Raw genomic sequence first — 14,972 nt, forward strand, 5'->3', positions numbered from 1 at the left:
GGTGCCATTGGGGAAGCGGCGAAAACGCGCTCCGAGATATCGATGATTTTTGAAGCATCAAAGGAGTTTACCTATGCGAAACTTGCTAAGCACCACTGCGTTGCCGATTTGCCTTGGGCTTATGTCCGTTCTGCCAAATGCTGCCAGCGCCGCGACCATCACCGGATGGAACACCGACAATGTCGCCGTCGCCCCGACGCCCGCTGAGGGCGAGGTCGGCGCGAGCGTGGTCTATGACGGCGACCCCAGTGACCCGACATCCACCAGCAGCGGCCAGATCACCTTTGCGCCGCCCGAGGCGATCTCACCTGGTATTCAAATCGAGCCGGAAACCTACACGCAAAGCGGGCCGGACGGCGCCGATATCGATGGCTGCATCATGACCTCGAACCCGAGCGCCGTGTGCACCAGCGAATTCCAGTCTGGCAAACGCTTCAAAGAGCAGATCACCGGCCTTGGCCCTGTGGATCTGGTGTTTGATGTCGATAGCAGCACCGAAGTGACGCTCTATCAGGTCTTTGGCCGGCTGATCAATGTGACGGGCCAAGCCTTATCGGGCTTTACGATCGAGCTGGGCTTTGGCGTAGGCGATGATTTTGTCGCGGCAGATGCCACCGATGGCATCAGTTTTTCCACCGATTTTGCCGCCCGCCCCACGGGCAGCGGCTCGTCCAGCTCGCAAAACCCCTTTGGCCTGTTTGGCGATGCCTCGACCAACCCCAATTTCCTGATCGACGGCTTCTTTGCATCCGAACGCACCGGATTTGAGCTTGAGCAAAGCGCGACCAGCCTGAGCAGCGCCGAAATCTATGGTCCCTATGCGTCGCTCTTTGGTGACTGGATGACCCAATCGGACACGCCGACGGGTCTGTTTTGGGACTTCGACGATGACGACAGCACCGATGCGCTGCTCATGGCGTGGGAATATGAGCCGGGTCTTTGGGAATTGCGCCGCGAGGCCGTCGGATTTTGCGATCTCGTCGATCCGACCTTCTGCACGCCTGCCTCGACCTTGGACAGCTATGTCAGCGGTCTCGATCTGGGCGCGCTCTATCTGGCCTTGGGGCTTGACCCTTCGGCCTTGGATGTCGGCCTGATCGAGGATCTGGCCAATCTTAACCTGAACTACGGCATTGCCTTGGGTGATATGGGCGGGGCGACATCCTTTACCTTGCGCACCACGGTGATGCCCGCGCCCGTGCCTCTCCCCGCAGGGGCGCCCTTGTTGCTCGGCGGACTGGCTGCCTTTGCGATGGCGCGGCGCCGCAAGGCCCGCAGCTAAACCAAAAGTCCAATGAGCGCTTTGGAGGGCGCGGGGGAAACCTCGCGCTCTTCTTTGTTGCGAGCAACGCTTGGACGCGCAAGGCGCATGTTTCAAACGCCCAAAGTGCAATATGCGACACCCCTAAAGGGGCGCAAACCATGCAAAACAATGAAAATCGGGGATAGTGGCGGAGAGACAGGGATTCGAACCCTGGGAACCCTTGCAGGCTCAACGGTTTTCGAAACCGTCCCGTTCGACCACTCCGGCACCTCTCCGCGGGGGTCTGTGCTGGGCCGTTTAAAGGCTGTCGCAATCCATGGCAAGAGCGTTTTGCAATCAATTTTGCATCTGCTCGCCGCATTTGCGCTTCACGGCAATTTTCGTTGCCTGTGAGCCGATTTGCGATAGGCTTTCATCATCTAGGCGGGATCGGCGTTTCGCGCCGTTAGGCCGCGCGGCGGCGACAATTGAGGAATGAAAATCACATGAGCCACAGCCCAAATCCTTACCGCCTCGCGCATCTGGCTCAAACAGCGGGCCGCAACGGCGCGGCCCTTGCGCGCCGCACTTATGCTTTGTTCTTCGTGCTGTGCCTCGGCGCTTTGCTTTGCGCCGCGCCGGTGCAGGCGGCGGATCGCGCCAAGCTTGAGGCCTTTTTGGAGGTCACCGGCTTTGGCGTCGCTTTGGACAGTATCGCCCTATCGGCCAGCGACGCGCCTGCGATGCTGGGTTTGGAGAAGGACGCTTTCGGGTCAAGCTGGACCAGCACCGCGCAAAAGGTCTTTGACACCGAGTTGATGCGCGAGACGGCGATCGAAATCCTCGCGGCGACGCTGGAGGATGATCTCTTGGCCCATGCGGCGGGGTTTTATGCCTCGCCCTTGGGGCTGCGCCTTGTGGAGACGGAAAACGCCTCGCATCTCGACGATAGCGGCACACCCTATGAGGAGGGGCAGGAGATCTTTGCCGATCTGGTGCAAAGCGGATCGGAGCGCATCACCTATTTCAAACGGATGAATGCCGCGATCGACAGTTCGGACACCTCCGTGCGCGCGGTCCAAGAAATCCAAGTGCGGTTCTTGATGGCAGCGGCAGCGGCGGGGGTGATCGAGATGACCATGGACGAGCCGGACCTGCGCGCCGCGCTTAAGGCCGACGAGGGCCAGATGCGCCGCGATATGCAGATGAATTCGCTGATCAACACCGCCTATGTCTATCGCGATTTCACCGATGATGAGGTGCTCGCCTATACCGAGGCCTTGGAGGACGCGCGGATGAAAACCGTCTATGACCTGATGAATGCGGTGCAATACGAGATTATGGCGCAGCGCTTTGAGGTGCTGGCCGGTGAAATGGCGGGACTGGAGGCGGGGCAGGAGCTTTGAGCGCGCCTTTCGCAATGGGCATAATCAAGACTGAAAACAATCACTCGGCCGCGCCAAAACCCCCTTGACTTGCGCCCCCGATCCGCCGATAAGCCGCCATCTCGACAAGGGTGATCCTTGTTTCGGGTGATATTGACATGACGCCTCAATGGAGGCGCGCTGTTCGCGGCGGCAGATGCCACAACGCCAGATGGATCGTGATCCGGACGGGGCCACAGAACGCGACAATGAAAAGGAAAGACGCATGTTTGCGGTCCTCAAGACTGGCGGCAAGCAGTATAAAGTTCAAGCGGGCGACACGCTCCGCGTTGAGAAACTTGCTGCTGCAGCTGGCGAAAAAATCCAATTCAACGACATTCTGATGCTCGGCGGTGACAAAACCGTTGTGGGCGCGCCGCTCATCGCGGGCGCAGGCGTTCAGGCCGAAGTGATCGACCAGATCAAAGGTGACAAGGTCATCAACTTCGTGAAACGCCGCCGTAAGCACTCGTCCAAACGCACCGTGGGTCACCGTCAAAAGCTGACCTTGATCCGTGTGACCGACATTTTGGCATCGGGCGCGGATAAATCGGGCGTCAAAGCCGCCGTTGGCGCGGGTTCCGTTTCTGCTTCGGCTCTGGCCGCTGTGGACGCCGCACCCAAAGCCGCCGCACCGAAAAAAGCCGCTGCAAAGAAACCTGCCGCCAAAGCCGCGCCGAAAGCCGCCGCCGCAGCAGCCGGTTCGGACGACCTGAAAAAGCTCTCCGGCGTTGGCCCCGCTCTCGAGAAGAAATTGCTCGAAGCTGGCGTGACCACCTTTGCTCAAATCGCAGCATGGAACGCAGACGATGTTGCCGCGATGGACGAGAAGCTCTCGTTCAAAGGCCGTATCGAGCGCGAAGGCTGGATCGAACAGGCGAAAACACTCGCCGCAGAACAGGAGTAACACCCCATGGCACACAAAAAAGCAGGCGGTTCCTCCCGTAACGGTCGCGACTCTGCCGGTCGCCGCCTTGGTATCAAGAAATACGGTGGCGAATCCGTAATTCCGGGCAACATCCTCGCACGTCAGCGCGGCACCAAATTCTGGCCGGGCAATGGCGTTGGCATGGGCAAGGATCACACGATCTTTGCAACTGTCGAAGGCGCTGTGAAGTTCCACACCGGTCTCAAAGGCCGCACGTTTATTTCGGTTCTGCCAGTGGCGGAGGCCGCTGAATAAGCCGACCTAAACGTTTATAGTTTAAGGGGATCGGCAAAATCGCCGGTCCCCTTTCTTTGTTCTAGCGGTGGTCCTATTTGGGATGTGTTGCCGCAACATAGGGGGCGTGAACTCTTGGAGGAGAAGAGCGCATGATGATATCGAATATTACCGATCAACCCGTGATCGAGGCGGAGCGTTGTGTTCTGCGTCCGTTGCGTTTGTCGGATAAGGGATTGATCGAGCTTTACGCATCCGACGAACGGGTCGCGATGAACACCACGCGGGTGCCGCACCCATTGCCGCCTGGATCGACCGAGGCCTTTATTGCCCGCTGCCTCTCGCCCAACCGGAGCGAAGACGTCTGGGCGATGGATGCCACGAAATCCGGCGGCGGCGAGCTTAAAGGTCTGATCTCGCTCGAACGGGTGGACGACGCACAGTGCGAGATCGGATATTGGGTCGCGCCCGCGTTTTGGAATACCGGCGTTGCCAGCCGTGCGGTCACCGCGCTTTTGGCCGCCAACCCTTTGAAATGCCGCACCTGTTTTGCGGCGGTGTTTCAAGATAATGCCGCATCGGCCCGCGTCTTGACCAACTGCGGGTTTGAATATCTGGGCGATGCCGAAACCTTTTCGGTCGCTCGAAACGCGAAGGTCGCGACCTGGACCTACAGCCGAAACTTCGGTTGAACGGCCCCCGACCTTTGCATAGGAGAACGTTATGAAGTTTCTTGATCTTGCAAAGGTCTATATCCGCTCCGGTTCGGGCGGCGGCGGTTGTATCAGCTTCCGGCGCGAGAAGTATATCGAATATGGCGGTCCTGACGGCGGCGATGGCGGCAATGGCGGCTATGTTTGGGTCGAGGCGGTGGACGGGCTGAACACGCTCATCGATTTTCGCTACCAGCAGCATTTTTTCGCCAAAAACGGCCAACCGGGGATGGGCAACCAACGCACCGGCGCGTCGGGCGATGATATCGTCTTGCGCGTTCCGGTCGGCACCGAGATTCTCGACGAAGATCAAGAGACGGTGATCGCCGATATGACCGAACTGGGCCAGCGGGTGCTTTTGGCCAAGGGCGGCAATGGCGGTTTTGGCAACCTGCATTTCAAATCCGCGACCAACCAAGCCCCGCGCCGCAAGAACCCCGGCCAAGAGGGGGTCGAGCGCACGCTTTGGCTGCGGCTCAAGCTGATCGCCGATGCCGGTTTGTTGGGCCTGCCCAATGCGGGCAAATCGACGTTCTTGTCGGCGACTTCCAATGCGCGGCCCAAGATTGCCGATTACCCCTTCACCACATTGCACCCCAATTTGGGCGTTGTGGGCATCGACGGGGCCGAATTCGTCATTGCCGATATTCCCGGACTGATTTCCGGCGCCTCCGAAGGGCGCGGGCTTGGCGACCGTTTCTTGGGGCATGTGGAGCGCTGCGCGGTGCTGTTGCATCTGATTGATGGGACCTCCGAGACGATTGCCGAGGATTACCGCGAAATCATTGGCGAGCTGGAAGCCTACGGCGGTCATCTGGCCGACAAGCCGCGCATCACCGCGCTCAACAAGGTCGATGCGCTGGACGACGACGAGCGCGCCGAGGCCAAAGCGGCCCTCGAAGCGGCGGCCGGCGCGCCGGTTTTGATGATGTCGGGCGTGAGCGGCGAAGGGCTCAAAGAGGTCTTGCGCGCCGTGCGGGCGCAAATCACCGATGACCGCATCCGCCAAGCCAAATCGCAGGAGGAGCCCGAGCCGTGGCGTCCCTGACCGGTGCAAAACGTATCGTTGTAAAAATAGGCTCGGCGCTTTTGGTGGACCGCCAAAGCGGCGCTTTGCGCGCCGATTGGTTGCGTGCGCTGGCCGACGACGTAGCCATGCTCAAAGGGCAGGGCGCGGATGTGATCCTTGTGTCCTCCGGCTCCATCGCCTTGGGGCGCGGGGCGTTGAATTTGCCCGCTGGCGCCTTGCTGCTTGAGCAAAGCCAAGCCGCCGCCGCGGTGGGTCAAATCCGTCTTGCCCGCGCCTATGAAGAGGCGCTGGCTCCGCATCAAATCACCACCGCGCAGGTGCTCGTGACCCTCGAAGACAGCGCCGACCGCCGCCGCTATCTCAACAGCCGCGCGACCTTGGAAACGCTGCTCTCGCTCGGTGCCGTGCCCATCGTCAATGAAAACGACACGATTGCCACAGATGAAATCCGCTATGGCGACAATGACCGCCTCGCGGCGCAGGTTGCCGTGACCATCGGCGCGGATCGTTTGGTGCTGCTCTCGGATGTCGACGGGCTTTATACCGCCAATCCGCAATCCGATGCGGGTGCAAAACGTTTTGATATCGTTGAGAAAATCACGCCCGAGATCGAGGCGATGGCGGGCGATGCCGCCTCCGGCCTGAGCAAGGGCGGGATGAAAACCAAGCTGATGGCGGCGCAAACGGCGACGGCGGGCGGCTGCGCCATGGCGATTACCGAAGGCTCGCAACTGCGGCCTTTGCGAGCGCTTCAAGAGGGCGCCAATGCCACGTGGTTTTTGGCCGAGGATGATCCGCAAGCGGCGCGCAAACGCTGGATCGCGGCGATGAAACCCAAGGGCGAAGTGCACCTTGATGCGGGAGCAGTCAAGGCACTGCAATCAGGAAAATCCCTTCTCCCCGCAGGGGTCACGGAGATCAGCGGCCGTTTTGGCCGCGGTGACCCAGTGGCGATTTGCACGCCGGACGGGCATAAAATTGCCCAAGGGCTGACCCGCTACACCGCCGAAGAAGCGCGCCAAACCAAAGGGTTGCGCACCGATGCGATTGAATCGCTTTTGGGGTATCCTGGCCGGTCGGTTTTGATCCACCGCGATGACATGGCGCTATAAGGCGCATATCTTGGCGCGGTGACCTGTGTTAAGATGCTGGTCATAAATCTTAGAGCAGCACGCGAAGTTTGAAAGACAAGCCTATGAAAGATAACGTAGATATTCATTCCATGATGGAAGAGTTGGGCGCGCGGGCCAAAGCGGCAGCGGCCCAATTGGCCTATGCCAGCGCCGAGGCCAAAGCGCGAGCGCTCACCGTGGCCGCCGATCAGGTTTGGGCGCGCCGCGCCGAGATCATTGCCGCCAATGAAAAAGACCTCGCATTTGGCCGCGATAAAGGCCTCAGCCCCGCGATGATGGACCGGCTCATGCTGGACGAGCCGCGCATTCAGGGCATTTGCGACAGCCTGCGCGCCGTGGCGGGCCAAGACGATCCCGTGAGCGAGGTTTTGACCGAATGGGACATGCCCTCCGGCCTGCATATCAAACGTCAGCGCACCCCGCTTGGCGTGATCGGTGTGATCTATGAAAGCCGCCCGAATGTGACGGCGGATGCGGCGGCGCTCTGCCTTAAGGCGGGCAATGCGGTGATTTTGCGCGGCGGCTCCGAAAGCTTCAACTCGGCAACTTTGCTGCACGCTTGCATCTTGGACGGCCTGCGCGCGGCGGGATTGCCCGAGGCGGCGGTGCAGTTGGTGCCCACCCGCGACCGCGCTGCCGTGCAAGAAATGCTCACCATGACCGAGACCATCGATGTCATCATCCCGCGCGGCGGTAAGGGCTTGGTCGGATTGGTGCAACGCGAGGCCCGTGTGCCGGTGTTTGCCCATCTTGAGGGCATCGTCCATATCTATGTCGACAAAGATGCCGACCCGCAAAAAGCGCTTGATGTGGTGTTGAACGCCAAAACCCGCCGCACCGGTATTTGCGGTGCTGCAGAGTGCCTGCTGATCCACAAGGATATTGCCGCGCGCCTTGGCACGGCGCTGATCGAAATGCTGGTCCAAGCGGGGGTGCGTGTGCATGCAGGGGCGGGGTTGGATGCGATCGAGGGCACGGTTGCCGCGACCGACGAGGATTGGGGACGCGAATATCTTGATATGGATATTGCCGCCAAGATCGTCGATGACGTCGACGGGGCCATCGCCCATATCCGCCAATATGGATCGAACCATACCGATTGTATCCTCACCGAAGATGACGCCGCCGCTGCGCGGTTCTTCGAGCGGCTCGACAGCGCGATTTTGATGCGCAATGCCTCGACCCAATTTGCCGATGGCGGCGAATTTGGCATGGGCGCCGAGATCGGCATCGCCACGGGCAAGATGCACGCGCGCGGCCCCGTCGGCGCGGCGCAGCTGACCTCGTTCAAATATATCGTTGTTGGCGATGGCACCCTGCGCGCCTAAAGCCGGCTGCCGCCAAGGTTAAAACGAAAAAGGCGGGGTAGACTCCCGCCTTTTTGCATGAAAATCGCCTTGTAAGGGTCAGAAAACAATCCTGATTTCATCGTCTTCGCGCTCGAGGGTGAGCCGCTTTCCCAAACTGCTCAGCACCAAGGGCAAGAGCGCGAATTGCACCTGTGCGGGGATGATTTCGGCCCCGCTGTCGGCGGAGTCGAGCGCTTCCCACGGCAAATCCTCTTGGCGCAGTTTTGGCGCGCTGCCGACCACGGCCCATCCGGGGCTGCGCTCGGTCACGCGGATCGTGCCGCCAAAGGGCATCGAGGTTTCCAGACATTGAATGGCCAAAAACACCGCCTGCGCCTCTTGGCGGGCCAGATCGCTTTGCGGGTCCCAATCAAATTCGACCCGCGCGCCTTTGGCGATGCCTGCCAAAATCGAGCAGACCTCGTTCTTGCCGATCATCTGCCCCTCGCTCGACATGCCGTAGGCAACGCGGAAAAACCGGATGCGCGCATTGGCGTTCTCGACGCTTTCAGCGATCAAGGCCATCTCGGGCGAATTGCCGACAGGGCTGCCCATTGCCAATAGCTCAAGCCCGTTGCTGATCGCGCCGACGGGGCTGATGAGGTCGTGGCAGATACGCGAGCCTATCAATGAGGCAAGTTCGATATTAGAGTGGCTCATGAAGCAACCTCCGAGCGGGACTTGAGTGATATGAATGACTTGAATGCATTTTTAGAGCCGGGCATGCGGGTCACCCACCCGACACAGCCCGATTGGGGGGTCGGGCAGGTGCAATCCAACATCGGTGGGAAAATCACGGTCAACTTTCCCGAAGCTGGCAAGGTCGTCATTGAGGGGTCTCGTATTGCATTATGTCCCGTCTTTGATCCGTGATTGAGGTTACCGAAAGGTTAACGCCGATGCGGCACGGCGACAACAGGCGCATTACGGCCCGCTGCCGCTCGGTATCTGCGCTTGCCTCGCGGGGGCTGCATGCCTAGAAGGCATAACACTTTGCATGCCTAGCAGGCATAACACTTTGCCAAATGGACAGGTTGGATGCGCGCCGAAACCCCACAGCTTCAGGTCAAACTGGCTGAAACCGAGGATGAATTGCGCGCGGCGCAGCGTCTGCGGTATCATGTGTTTGTCGAAGAATTGGGCGGCGGCGGCGAGATGGTCGACCATGAGGCCCGCCTTGAGAAGGACCGCTTTGATCCCTTCTTCGACCATCTGATCTTGATTGATCCGGCGCGCGATGCGCAAAGCCTCGATCATGTCGTCGGTGTCTATCGCTTGCTGCGCGCCGAACAGGCCGAAGCGGCGGGGCAATATTACTCCGAAGACGAATATGATATTTCGGTGCTCAAAGCCTCGGGCCGCAAGTTGTTGGAGCTTGGGCGCTCCTGCGTGCATCCCGATTTTCGCGGTGGTCTGGCGCTGTTCAAACTGTGGAGCGGGCTGGCCGATTTCGTGCTCGCTCATGAGATCGATATTCTTTTTGGCGTCGCCAGCTTCCATGGCACCGATATCGAGGCGCTCGCGCCGGTCTTGTCCTTGCTCCATCATCGCCATCTGGCACCCGAATCCTTGCGCGTGCGCGCCCAAGAGGCGCATTTCCAACGGATGGACCTGATCCCCGAGGCGCAGCTGGACCGCGCCGCGACGATGCGCATGGTGCCGCCCTTGATCAAATCCTACCTACGTTTGGGCGGATATATCGGCGAAGGTGCCTTTATCGATCATGCCTTCAATACGGTCGATGTCTGCCTCGTGGTCGATATGGACCTGCTCAGCGACAAACAAAAGAACCTCTACGCGAAAGACAGCGCAAAATGACCTACCTGTGGCATCCCGAGCAGGAGCCTGACCCGATCAAAATCACCGCTTTGGGTTGGGCCTTTGTAGTCATTCGGGGGCTCCTTTTGGCGGTGCTGGTCTTTGGCGGGCTGGCCATCTTGTCGGCCTTGCGGCTTGTCGAGCGCCCCATACACGGGCTTCACCGCCCTTGGACGCCGTGGATCACGCAGGTGGTCTGCCGCGGGGCTTTTGTTATCTTGGGCATTCGCCACCGGATCCATGGCGCTCGGATGGAAGAGAGCGGCGCGGTGGTGGCCAACCATACGACATGGCTCGATATTTTTGCCCTGAACGCGCGCAAACGCATTTATTTCGTCTCCAAATCCGAAGTCGCCAATTGGCCAGGCATCGGATGGCTCGCGCGCGCGACGGGCACCGTGTTTATCACCCGCGATCGCAAACACGCCAAAGAGCAACAAGAGCTGTTTGAGAGCCGCCTTCTGGCCGGTCACAAGCTGCTGTTCTTTCCCGAAGGAACCTCCACCGATGGGATGCGCGTTTTGCCATTCAAATCAACGCTTTTCGAGGCGTTCTTCACGCCTGATTTACGCGATGTTCTCTATGTGCAGCCGGTCTCGGTGGTCTACCGCGCACCTGCGGGTGCAGACGCGCGGTTTTATGGCTGGTGGGGGGATATGGAGTTTGGCCCGCATCTGCTGCAAACCTTGGCTGCACCGCGCCAAGGCAGCGTCGATATCCATTATCATGCGCCGCTCAAGGTTTCGGATTTCGGCAACCGCAAGGCTTTGGCCCAAGCCTGTGAGGCGCAGGTGCGCGCGGGCATGCCGCCCGAGCGGCAAATCGTGTGACACGGGCCATGGTGCGCGCCGCAGCGCCCTAGCGCAGCGCGGCGGTCAGAGCGGCCAAAGCGGCAACGGGATCATCCGCGCTCCAAATCTCTTCGCCAATGCCAAAGAAATCCGTGGTCTGCGCAAGGCTTTCGATCTGCTGCGCGCTCAACGCGCCCTCGGCGACCACCGGCAATTCGATCACCTGCGACCACCATGTGAAAACCTCGGGATCGACCACATCGCCGGTGCCCAGATGGGTTTGCCCGACGGGGCCAAAGCTGACGTAATCGGCGCCCGCTTCGCCAGCGTTCATCCCGTCATGGCGTGAGGTGCCGCAAAAGGCGCCGATGATCGCATCCTCGCCCAAGGCCTTGCGCGCATGGCGCACGGTGCGCGCACCATCGACCAAATGCACCCCGTCAAGGCCCAGACGCTCGACCAACATCACATGGCGTTCCACCACCAATGCCACGTCGCGCGCATGGGTCACCTCGCGGCAGGCATCGGCGGCGCGGCAAATCACGTCTTCGTCGTGACTGGCCAGAGCAAGGCGCACGCATGCGATCTCCTGAGCATCAAGAACGCGGGCTAACACCTCGGGAAAGCGGGATAATTCCACTTCGGGCGGCGTGATGAGGTAAAGCTGTGGTTGCTCGGTATCGGCCATGATGCGGCTCCTGATCTTGATCTTGGCCCTTGCTATAGCGCAGCCACGCGCGCGGGGCCAGCGACAAGAGCGCCCCCGCGCGCCGCAGATGCTTGCCCCGCAAGGAGCAACCGCGTATCAGGCGGCATCGACACAGGAAGTCTTGTTATATGTCCCGATCCATGCCCAGCCCCGCGCCGCAACCCGCATTTGTCCTGATCCGTCCGCAGATGGGCGAAAACATCGGCGGGGCGGCCCGCGCTATGTGGAATTTCGGTCTCGACCGGATGCGTATCGTCGCACCGCGGGACGGATGGCCCAACGGGCGCGCCGTGGCCATGGCCAGCGGCGCAGGACGGCTTTTGGATGAGGCGGGATTGTTCGACGATACGGCGCAGGCCTTGGAAGATTGCACCTATGTTTTCGCCACCACGGCCCGCCAGCGCGGATTGACCAAACCCATCGTCAGCCCCGAGCGCGCAATGCAGATGGCCGCCGAAAAAATTGCCGAAGGCCAGAAGGTTGCGGTGCTTTTCGGGCCGGAGCGCGCCGGATTGGAAAACGACGATATTGCCCGCGCCAATGCGATTATCTCGGTGCCGGTGAACCCCGAATTTGCCTCGCTCAACCTTGCGCAATGCGTGCTTTTGACCGCCTATGAGTGGCAACGCGCGCGCGGGCAGATCGTGCATCACACCGACGAGATGGCCAAAACCGAATGGGCCAGCGCCATGGATGTGGAAAAACTCGCCGAACATTACGAGGCGCAGCTCGGCGAGGCGGGGTTTTTCTTTCCCGAAGAGAAATCGGAAGGCATGAAAATCAACCTGCGCAACCTGTGGAGCCGCATGCCGCTGACCCGCGCCGATGTGCAGATGCTGCACGGCGTCCTGCGGCAGATGGTCCGGTGGAAAACCCGCGGCTAAGCGCCACTTGAAGGGGCAGGGCGCGCGCCCTAATCTGTGCGCCACTGGGGACGAAGAGAAGGCGAAGGCAGAACCATGAGCCAAAAACGCAGCATATTCGAAGAGGTCACGGACGCCGCGCAGCAACAGGCCGCAGCGCCCGCCTCCGGCATCATCGATCGCGGCCATCGCGGTGCGCGCGGGGCCATTCGGGCATGGCTTTTGGTGCTCTTCGCGCTTGTGGGCTTGATGATCGCGGTGGGGGGATTGACGCGGCTCACCGACAGCGGATTGTCGATCACCGAATGGCGCCCCCTGACCGGCGCCTTGCCGCCGATGACCGCCACAGATTGGCAATCCGAATTCGACAAATACAAACAGATCCCCGAGTTCCAGATGCAGAACTCTTGGATGAAACTGTCTGATTTCAAACAGATTTATTGGTGGGAATGGGGTCACAGGCAGCTCGGCCGTGTGATCGGCCTTGTCTGGGCGCTCGGCTTTGTCGGTTTTCTGGCGGCGCGCAAAATCCCGACCGGATGGACCGGACGGCTTTTCGGCATTGGCGTCTTGGGCGGTTTGCAAGGGGCCGTCGGGTGGTGGATGGTGCATTCGGGCCTGTCCGGCTCCATGACCGATGTCGCCTCCTACCGGCTTGCGACGCATCTTGGGCTCGCCTTCATTATCTTGGGCTTCATCGCGTGGTATGTCTTCTTGCTGGGGCGCGAGGAGCGCGATTTGATGCAGGCCCGCCGCGCCAAAGAGGCCAAGCTCTTCGGCATGGCAACAGGGTGGATGCATTTTGCCTTCTTGCAAATTCTGCTCGGCGCTTTGGTGGCAGGGATCGACGCGGGGCGCTCCTATACCGATTGGCCGCTCATGGGCGGGCAGGTGTTTCCGCCCGATGCGATGATGATTGAGCCGTGGTGGCGCAATTTCTTCGAAAACCCTGGCCTTGTGCAATTCATCCACCGTGTGAGCGGCTATTTGCTGCTGATCTATTCGGTGATTGTGCTGCGCCGTGGGCTTCGTTCGGCGCATCCGCGCACCTCTGCCGCCTTCAAAGCCGCCTTTATCGCCCTGCTGGCGCAGGTGGTTTTGGGGATCTACACCGTCATGACCGGCGCGCCCTGGCAGGTCGCCATTGTGCACCAAGTGCTCGCAGTGGCGGTGTGGGTCTTGATCATCCGCGCGCGCTTTGCGGCGCATTATCCGAAAACAACTTCCATTCGCGGGACCTGATCACATGAGCAACACCAAAGCGGCCTATGATGCGTTGATGGCGCATGAGCGCAGCAGCCAAGCCTTGGCGCAGGTGGCGGGGCGGCTTGGATGGGACCAAGAGACCGTCATGCCGCGCGGCGCCGCCGATCAACGGGCCGAGGAAAGCGGCGCCATGGAAAGCGTGCTGCACGCAAGGCGCACCGATCCGCGTATCGGTGAATGGCTGGCCGCGCTGGACGGGGCCGAATTGACCGAGGTCGAAGCGGCGAACCTGCGCCATATCCGGCGCAGCTATACCCGCGCCAGCCGCGTTCCGGCGGCTTTGGCCGAGCGGATCGCCACAGTGACCTCGCGCGCCCAAGGCCAATGGGCCGAGGCCCGCGCCAATGATGACTTCAAAGCCTTCGCGCCGGTGCTGGCCGAGGTCGTCGCGCTCAAACGCGAAGAAGGGGCGGCGCTGGCCGAGCGCGGCAATGTTTATGACGCGCTGCTTGATGATTATGAGCCAGGCGCGAGCGAGGCCGATTTGTCGGCCATGTTTGACGCCCTGCGCCCTGCGCTCATCGGCCTGCGCGCCCGCGCCTTGGCCGCCGAGCCGCCCGCGCCTTTGCGCGGCGCTTTCGACGAGGGCAAGCAGATGCAGCTGGCCCGCAGCATCGCAAGAACCTTCGGCTATGATTTCAAACGCGGGCGGCTCGACAAGGCGGTGCATCCGTTTTCCTCCGGCTCGGGCGATGATGTGCGCATCACCACCCGCACCCAAGAGGACGATCCGCTCAACTGCCTCTATTCGACGATCCATGAGGTCGGCCATGCCTGTTACGAGCAAAATATCGATGCCGCCTATGCCCTGACACCCTTGGGCCAAGGCGTGTCGATGGGGGTGCATGAAAGCCAAAGCCGGATTTACGAGAACCAGATCGGCCGCTCGCGCGCCTTTACGGAACATCTTTACGGCCGGATGCGCGACAGTTTCGGCGATTTCGGCTGTGCCAGCGCCGAGGATTTTTATCGCGCGGTGAACCGGCTGGACCGCGGCTATATCCGCACCGAGGCCGATGAGGTGCAATATAACCTGCATGTCATGCTGCGCTTTGATCTCGAACGCGCGATGATCGCGGGGGATCTGGCGGTGGCGGACCTTGAAGAGGCGTGGAACACACGGTTCGAGGCCGATTTCGGCTATGCGGTGGATCGCGCCTCGAACGGATGTTTGCAAGATGTGCATTGGTCGGTCGGGTTGTTCGGCTATTTTGCGACCTATAGCCTTGGCAATGTCTATGCCGGTTGCCTCAATCAGGCGATGCGCGCGGCGCTGCCGGATTTGGATACGCAGGTGGCCAAAGGCGATTTGACCCGCGCGACCGGATGGCTGGCGCAGAACCTGCAGCGCCACGGCGGATTGATGCCGCCGCGCGCCGTGATCGCCAAGGCGGCAGGGATGGAGCCGAGCGAGGCCCCGCTGCTCGCCTATCTTGAGGCCAAATTCGCCGATATCTACGGGCTTTAACGC

The 14,972-nt window shown here is 60.8% G+C and carries 16 protein-coding genes and 1 tRNA gene; 14 read left to right on the forward strand and 3 right to left on the reverse strand.

Going from position 1 to position 14,972, the window contains the following annotated elements:
- Window positions 1-73: 73 nt before the first annotated feature.
- Window positions 74-1,282, forward strand: a complete 1,209-nt coding sequence (locus tag ABWV64_RS00905) for a VPLPA-CTERM sorting domain-containing protein (protein ID WP_353342380.1) — start codon at window positions 74-76, stop codon at window positions 1,280-1,282.
- 167 nt (window positions 1,283-1,449) lie between these two features.
- Here ABWV64_RS00905 and ABWV64_RS00910 read toward each other — a convergent pair.
- A tRNA-Ser gene (locus ABWV64_RS00910) sits at window positions 1,450-1,539 on the reverse strand.
- A gap of 210 nt (window positions 1,540-1,749) precedes the next feature.
- Between ABWV64_RS00910 and ABWV64_RS00915 the strand changes: the two genes are divergently transcribed.
- The 7 genes from ABWV64_RS00915 (at window position 1,750) to ABWV64_RS00945 (ending at window position 8,033) form a co-directional block, all read left to right on the forward strand.
- On the forward strand, window positions 1,750-2,649 hold the full coding sequence (locus ABWV64_RS00915) for a DUF2059 domain-containing protein (RefSeq protein ID WP_353342381.1): 900 nt from the start codon (window positions 1,750-1,752) through the stop codon (window positions 2,647-2,649).
- A gap of 244 nt (window positions 2,650-2,893) precedes the next feature.
- A complete protein-coding gene (locus tag ABWV64_RS00920; RefSeq protein ID WP_353342382.1) occupies window positions 2,894-3,574 on the forward strand; it encodes a 50S ribosomal protein L21 in 681 nt (226 codons plus the stop codon).
- Window positions 3,575-3,580: 6 nt separating this feature from the next.
- On the forward strand, window positions 3,581-3,850 hold the full coding sequence (gene rpmA / locus ABWV64_RS00925) for a 50S ribosomal protein L27 (RefSeq protein WP_353342383.1): 270 nt from the start codon (window positions 3,581-3,583) through the stop codon (window positions 3,848-3,850).
- 131 nt (window positions 3,851-3,981) lie between these two features.
- Window positions 3,982-4,521 carry a GNAT family N-acetyltransferase gene (locus tag ABWV64_RS00930; RefSeq protein WP_353342384.1) on the forward strand — a complete coding sequence of 180 codons (540 nt, stop codon included), beginning with the start codon at window positions 3,982-3,984 and terminating at the stop codon, window positions 4,519-4,521.
- Window positions 4,522-4,552: 31 nt separating this feature from the next.
- The gene (gene obgE / locus ABWV64_RS00935; RefSeq protein WP_353342385.1) at window positions 4,553-5,590 is read left to right on the forward strand and encodes a GTPase ObgE; all 1,038 of its coding nucleotides are present in this window, start codon (window positions 4,553-4,555) and stop codon (window positions 5,588-5,590) included.
- Window positions 5,578-6,684, forward strand: coding sequence for a glutamate 5-kinase (gene proB / locus ABWV64_RS00940; RefSeq protein WP_353342386.1), 1,107 nt, complete (start codon window positions 5,578-5,580; stop codon window positions 6,682-6,684). Before obgE ends, proB begins: the two co-directional genes overlap by 13 nt.
- A gap of 83 nt (window positions 6,685-6,767) precedes the next feature.
- The gene (locus ABWV64_RS00945) at window positions 6,768-8,033 is read left to right on the forward strand and encodes a glutamate-5-semialdehyde dehydrogenase (RefSeq protein WP_353342387.1); all 1,266 of its coding nucleotides are present in this window, start codon (window positions 6,768-6,770) and stop codon (window positions 8,031-8,033) included.
- Between the two features lie 78 nt (window positions 8,034-8,111).
- Here the strand turns inward: ABWV64_RS00945 and ABWV64_RS00950 are convergent, their stop codons facing one another.
- A complete protein-coding gene (locus ABWV64_RS00950; protein ID WP_353342388.1) occupies window positions 8,112-8,714 on the reverse strand; it encodes a histidine phosphotransferase family protein in 603 nt (200 codons plus the stop codon).
- Window positions 8,715-8,744: 30 nt separating this feature from the next.
- Here ABWV64_RS00950 and ABWV64_RS00955 point away from each other — a divergent pair, with 30 nt between their 5' ends.
- From ABWV64_RS00955 to olsA, 3 genes are all read left to right on the forward strand, one after another.
- Window positions 8,745-8,927, forward strand: a complete 183-nt coding sequence (locus tag ABWV64_RS00955; RefSeq protein ID WP_353342389.1) for a DUF3553 domain-containing protein — start codon at window positions 8,745-8,747, stop codon at window positions 8,925-8,927.
- Window positions 8,928-9,092: 165 nt separating this feature from the next.
- The gene (olsB, locus tag ABWV64_RS00960; RefSeq protein ID WP_353342390.1) at window positions 9,093-9,872 is read left to right on the forward strand and encodes an L-ornithine N(alpha)-acyltransferase; all 780 of its coding nucleotides are present in this window, start codon (window positions 9,093-9,095) and stop codon (window positions 9,870-9,872) included.
- The gene (gene olsA, locus ABWV64_RS00965) at window positions 9,869-10,702 is read left to right on the forward strand and encodes a lyso-ornithine lipid O-acyltransferase (protein ID WP_353342391.1); all 834 of its coding nucleotides are present in this window, start codon (window positions 9,869-9,871) and stop codon (window positions 10,700-10,702) included. Before olsB ends, olsA begins: the two co-directional genes overlap by 4 nt.
- Window positions 10,703-10,730: 28 nt before the next feature.
- Here the strand turns inward: olsA and ABWV64_RS00970 are convergent, their stop codons facing one another.
- Complete coding sequence (locus ABWV64_RS00970) at window positions 10,731-11,351, reverse strand: thiamine phosphate synthase (RefSeq protein ID WP_353342392.1); 621 nt, start codon at window positions 11,349-11,351, stop codon at window positions 10,731-10,733.
- A 161-nt stretch (window positions 11,352-11,512) separates the two neighbouring features.
- Here ABWV64_RS00970 and ABWV64_RS00975 point away from each other — a divergent pair, with 161 nt between their 5' ends.
- From ABWV64_RS00975 to ABWV64_RS00985, 3 genes are all read left to right on the forward strand, one after another.
- Window positions 11,513-12,256: an RNA methyltransferase gene (locus ABWV64_RS00975; RefSeq protein WP_353344438.1), complete on the forward strand. Its 744-nt coding sequence runs from the start codon at window positions 11,513-11,515 to the stop codon at window positions 12,254-12,256.
- Between the two features lie 75 nt (window positions 12,257-12,331).
- Entirely contained in the window at window positions 12,332-13,477 is a 1,146-nt protein-coding gene (gene ctaA, locus ABWV64_RS00980; protein ID WP_353342393.1) for a heme A synthase, read from the forward strand.
- A gap of 4 nt (window positions 13,478-13,481) precedes the next feature.
- Window positions 13,482-14,969 carry a carboxypeptidase M32 gene (locus ABWV64_RS00985; RefSeq protein WP_353342394.1) on the forward strand — a complete coding sequence of 496 codons (1,488 nt, stop codon included), beginning with the start codon at window positions 13,482-13,484 and terminating at the stop codon, window positions 14,967-14,969.
- Window positions 14,970-14,972 lie beyond the last annotated feature (3 nt).

This window comes from Litorivita sp. NS0012-18 (genome assembly GCF_040371945.1).
GTDB lineage: Bacteria > Pseudomonadota > Alphaproteobacteria > Rhodobacterales > Rhodobacteraceae > Litorivita.

Coding starts and splice junctions, on each gene's coding strand:
- obgE (WP_353342385.1), top strand. CDS start 4,553: ATGAAGTTTCTTGATCTTGCAAAGGTCTATATCCGCTCCGGTTCGGGC.
- ABWV64_RS00915 (WP_353342381.1), top strand. CDS start 1,750: ATGAGCCACAGCCCAAATCCTTACCGCCTCGCGCATCTGGCTCAAACA.
- ABWV64_RS00955 (WP_353342389.1), top strand. CDS start 8,745: ATGAATGACTTGAATGCATTTTTAGAGCCGGGCATGCGGGTCACCCAC.
- ABWV64_RS00975 (WP_353344438.1), top strand. CDS start 11,513: ATGCCCAGCCCCGCGCCGCAACCCGCATTTGTCCTGATCCGTCCGCAG.
- ABWV64_RS00920 (WP_353342382.1), top strand. CDS start 2,894: ATGTTTGCGGTCCTCAAGACTGGCGGCAAGCAGTATAAAGTTCAAGCG.
- ABWV64_RS00985 (WP_353342394.1), top strand. CDS start 13,482: ATGAGCAACACCAAAGCGGCCTATGATGCGTTGATGGCGCATGAGCGC.
- ABWV64_RS00930 (WP_353342384.1), top strand. CDS start 3,982: ATGATGATATCGAATATTACCGATCAACCCGTGATCGAGGCGGAGCGT.
- olsA (WP_353342391.1), top strand. CDS start 9,869: ATGACCTACCTGTGGCATCCCGAGCAGGAGCCTGACCCGATCAAAATC.
- rpmA (WP_353342383.1), top strand. CDS start 3,581: ATGGCACACAAAAAAGCAGGCGGTTCCTCCCGTAACGGTCGCGACTCT.
- ABWV64_RS00950 (WP_353342388.1), bottom strand. CDS start 8,714: ATGAGCCACTCTAATATCGAACTTGCCTCATTGATAGGCTCGCGTATC.
- ctaA (WP_353342393.1), top strand. CDS start 12,332: ATGAGCCAAAAACGCAGCATATTCGAAGAGGTCACGGACGCCGCGCAG.
- olsB (WP_353342390.1), top strand. CDS start 9,093: ATGCGCGCCGAAACCCCACAGCTTCAGGTCAAACTGGCTGAAACCGAG.
- ABWV64_RS00945 (WP_353342387.1), top strand. CDS start 6,768: ATGAAAGATAACGTAGATATTCATTCCATGATGGAAGAGTTGGGCGCG.
- ABWV64_RS00970 (WP_353342392.1), bottom strand. CDS start 11,351: ATGGCCGATACCGAGCAACCACAGCTTTACCTCATCACGCCGCCCGAA.
- ABWV64_RS00905 (WP_353342380.1), top strand. CDS start 74: ATGCGAAACTTGCTAAGCACCACTGCGTTGCCGATTTGCCTTGGGCTT.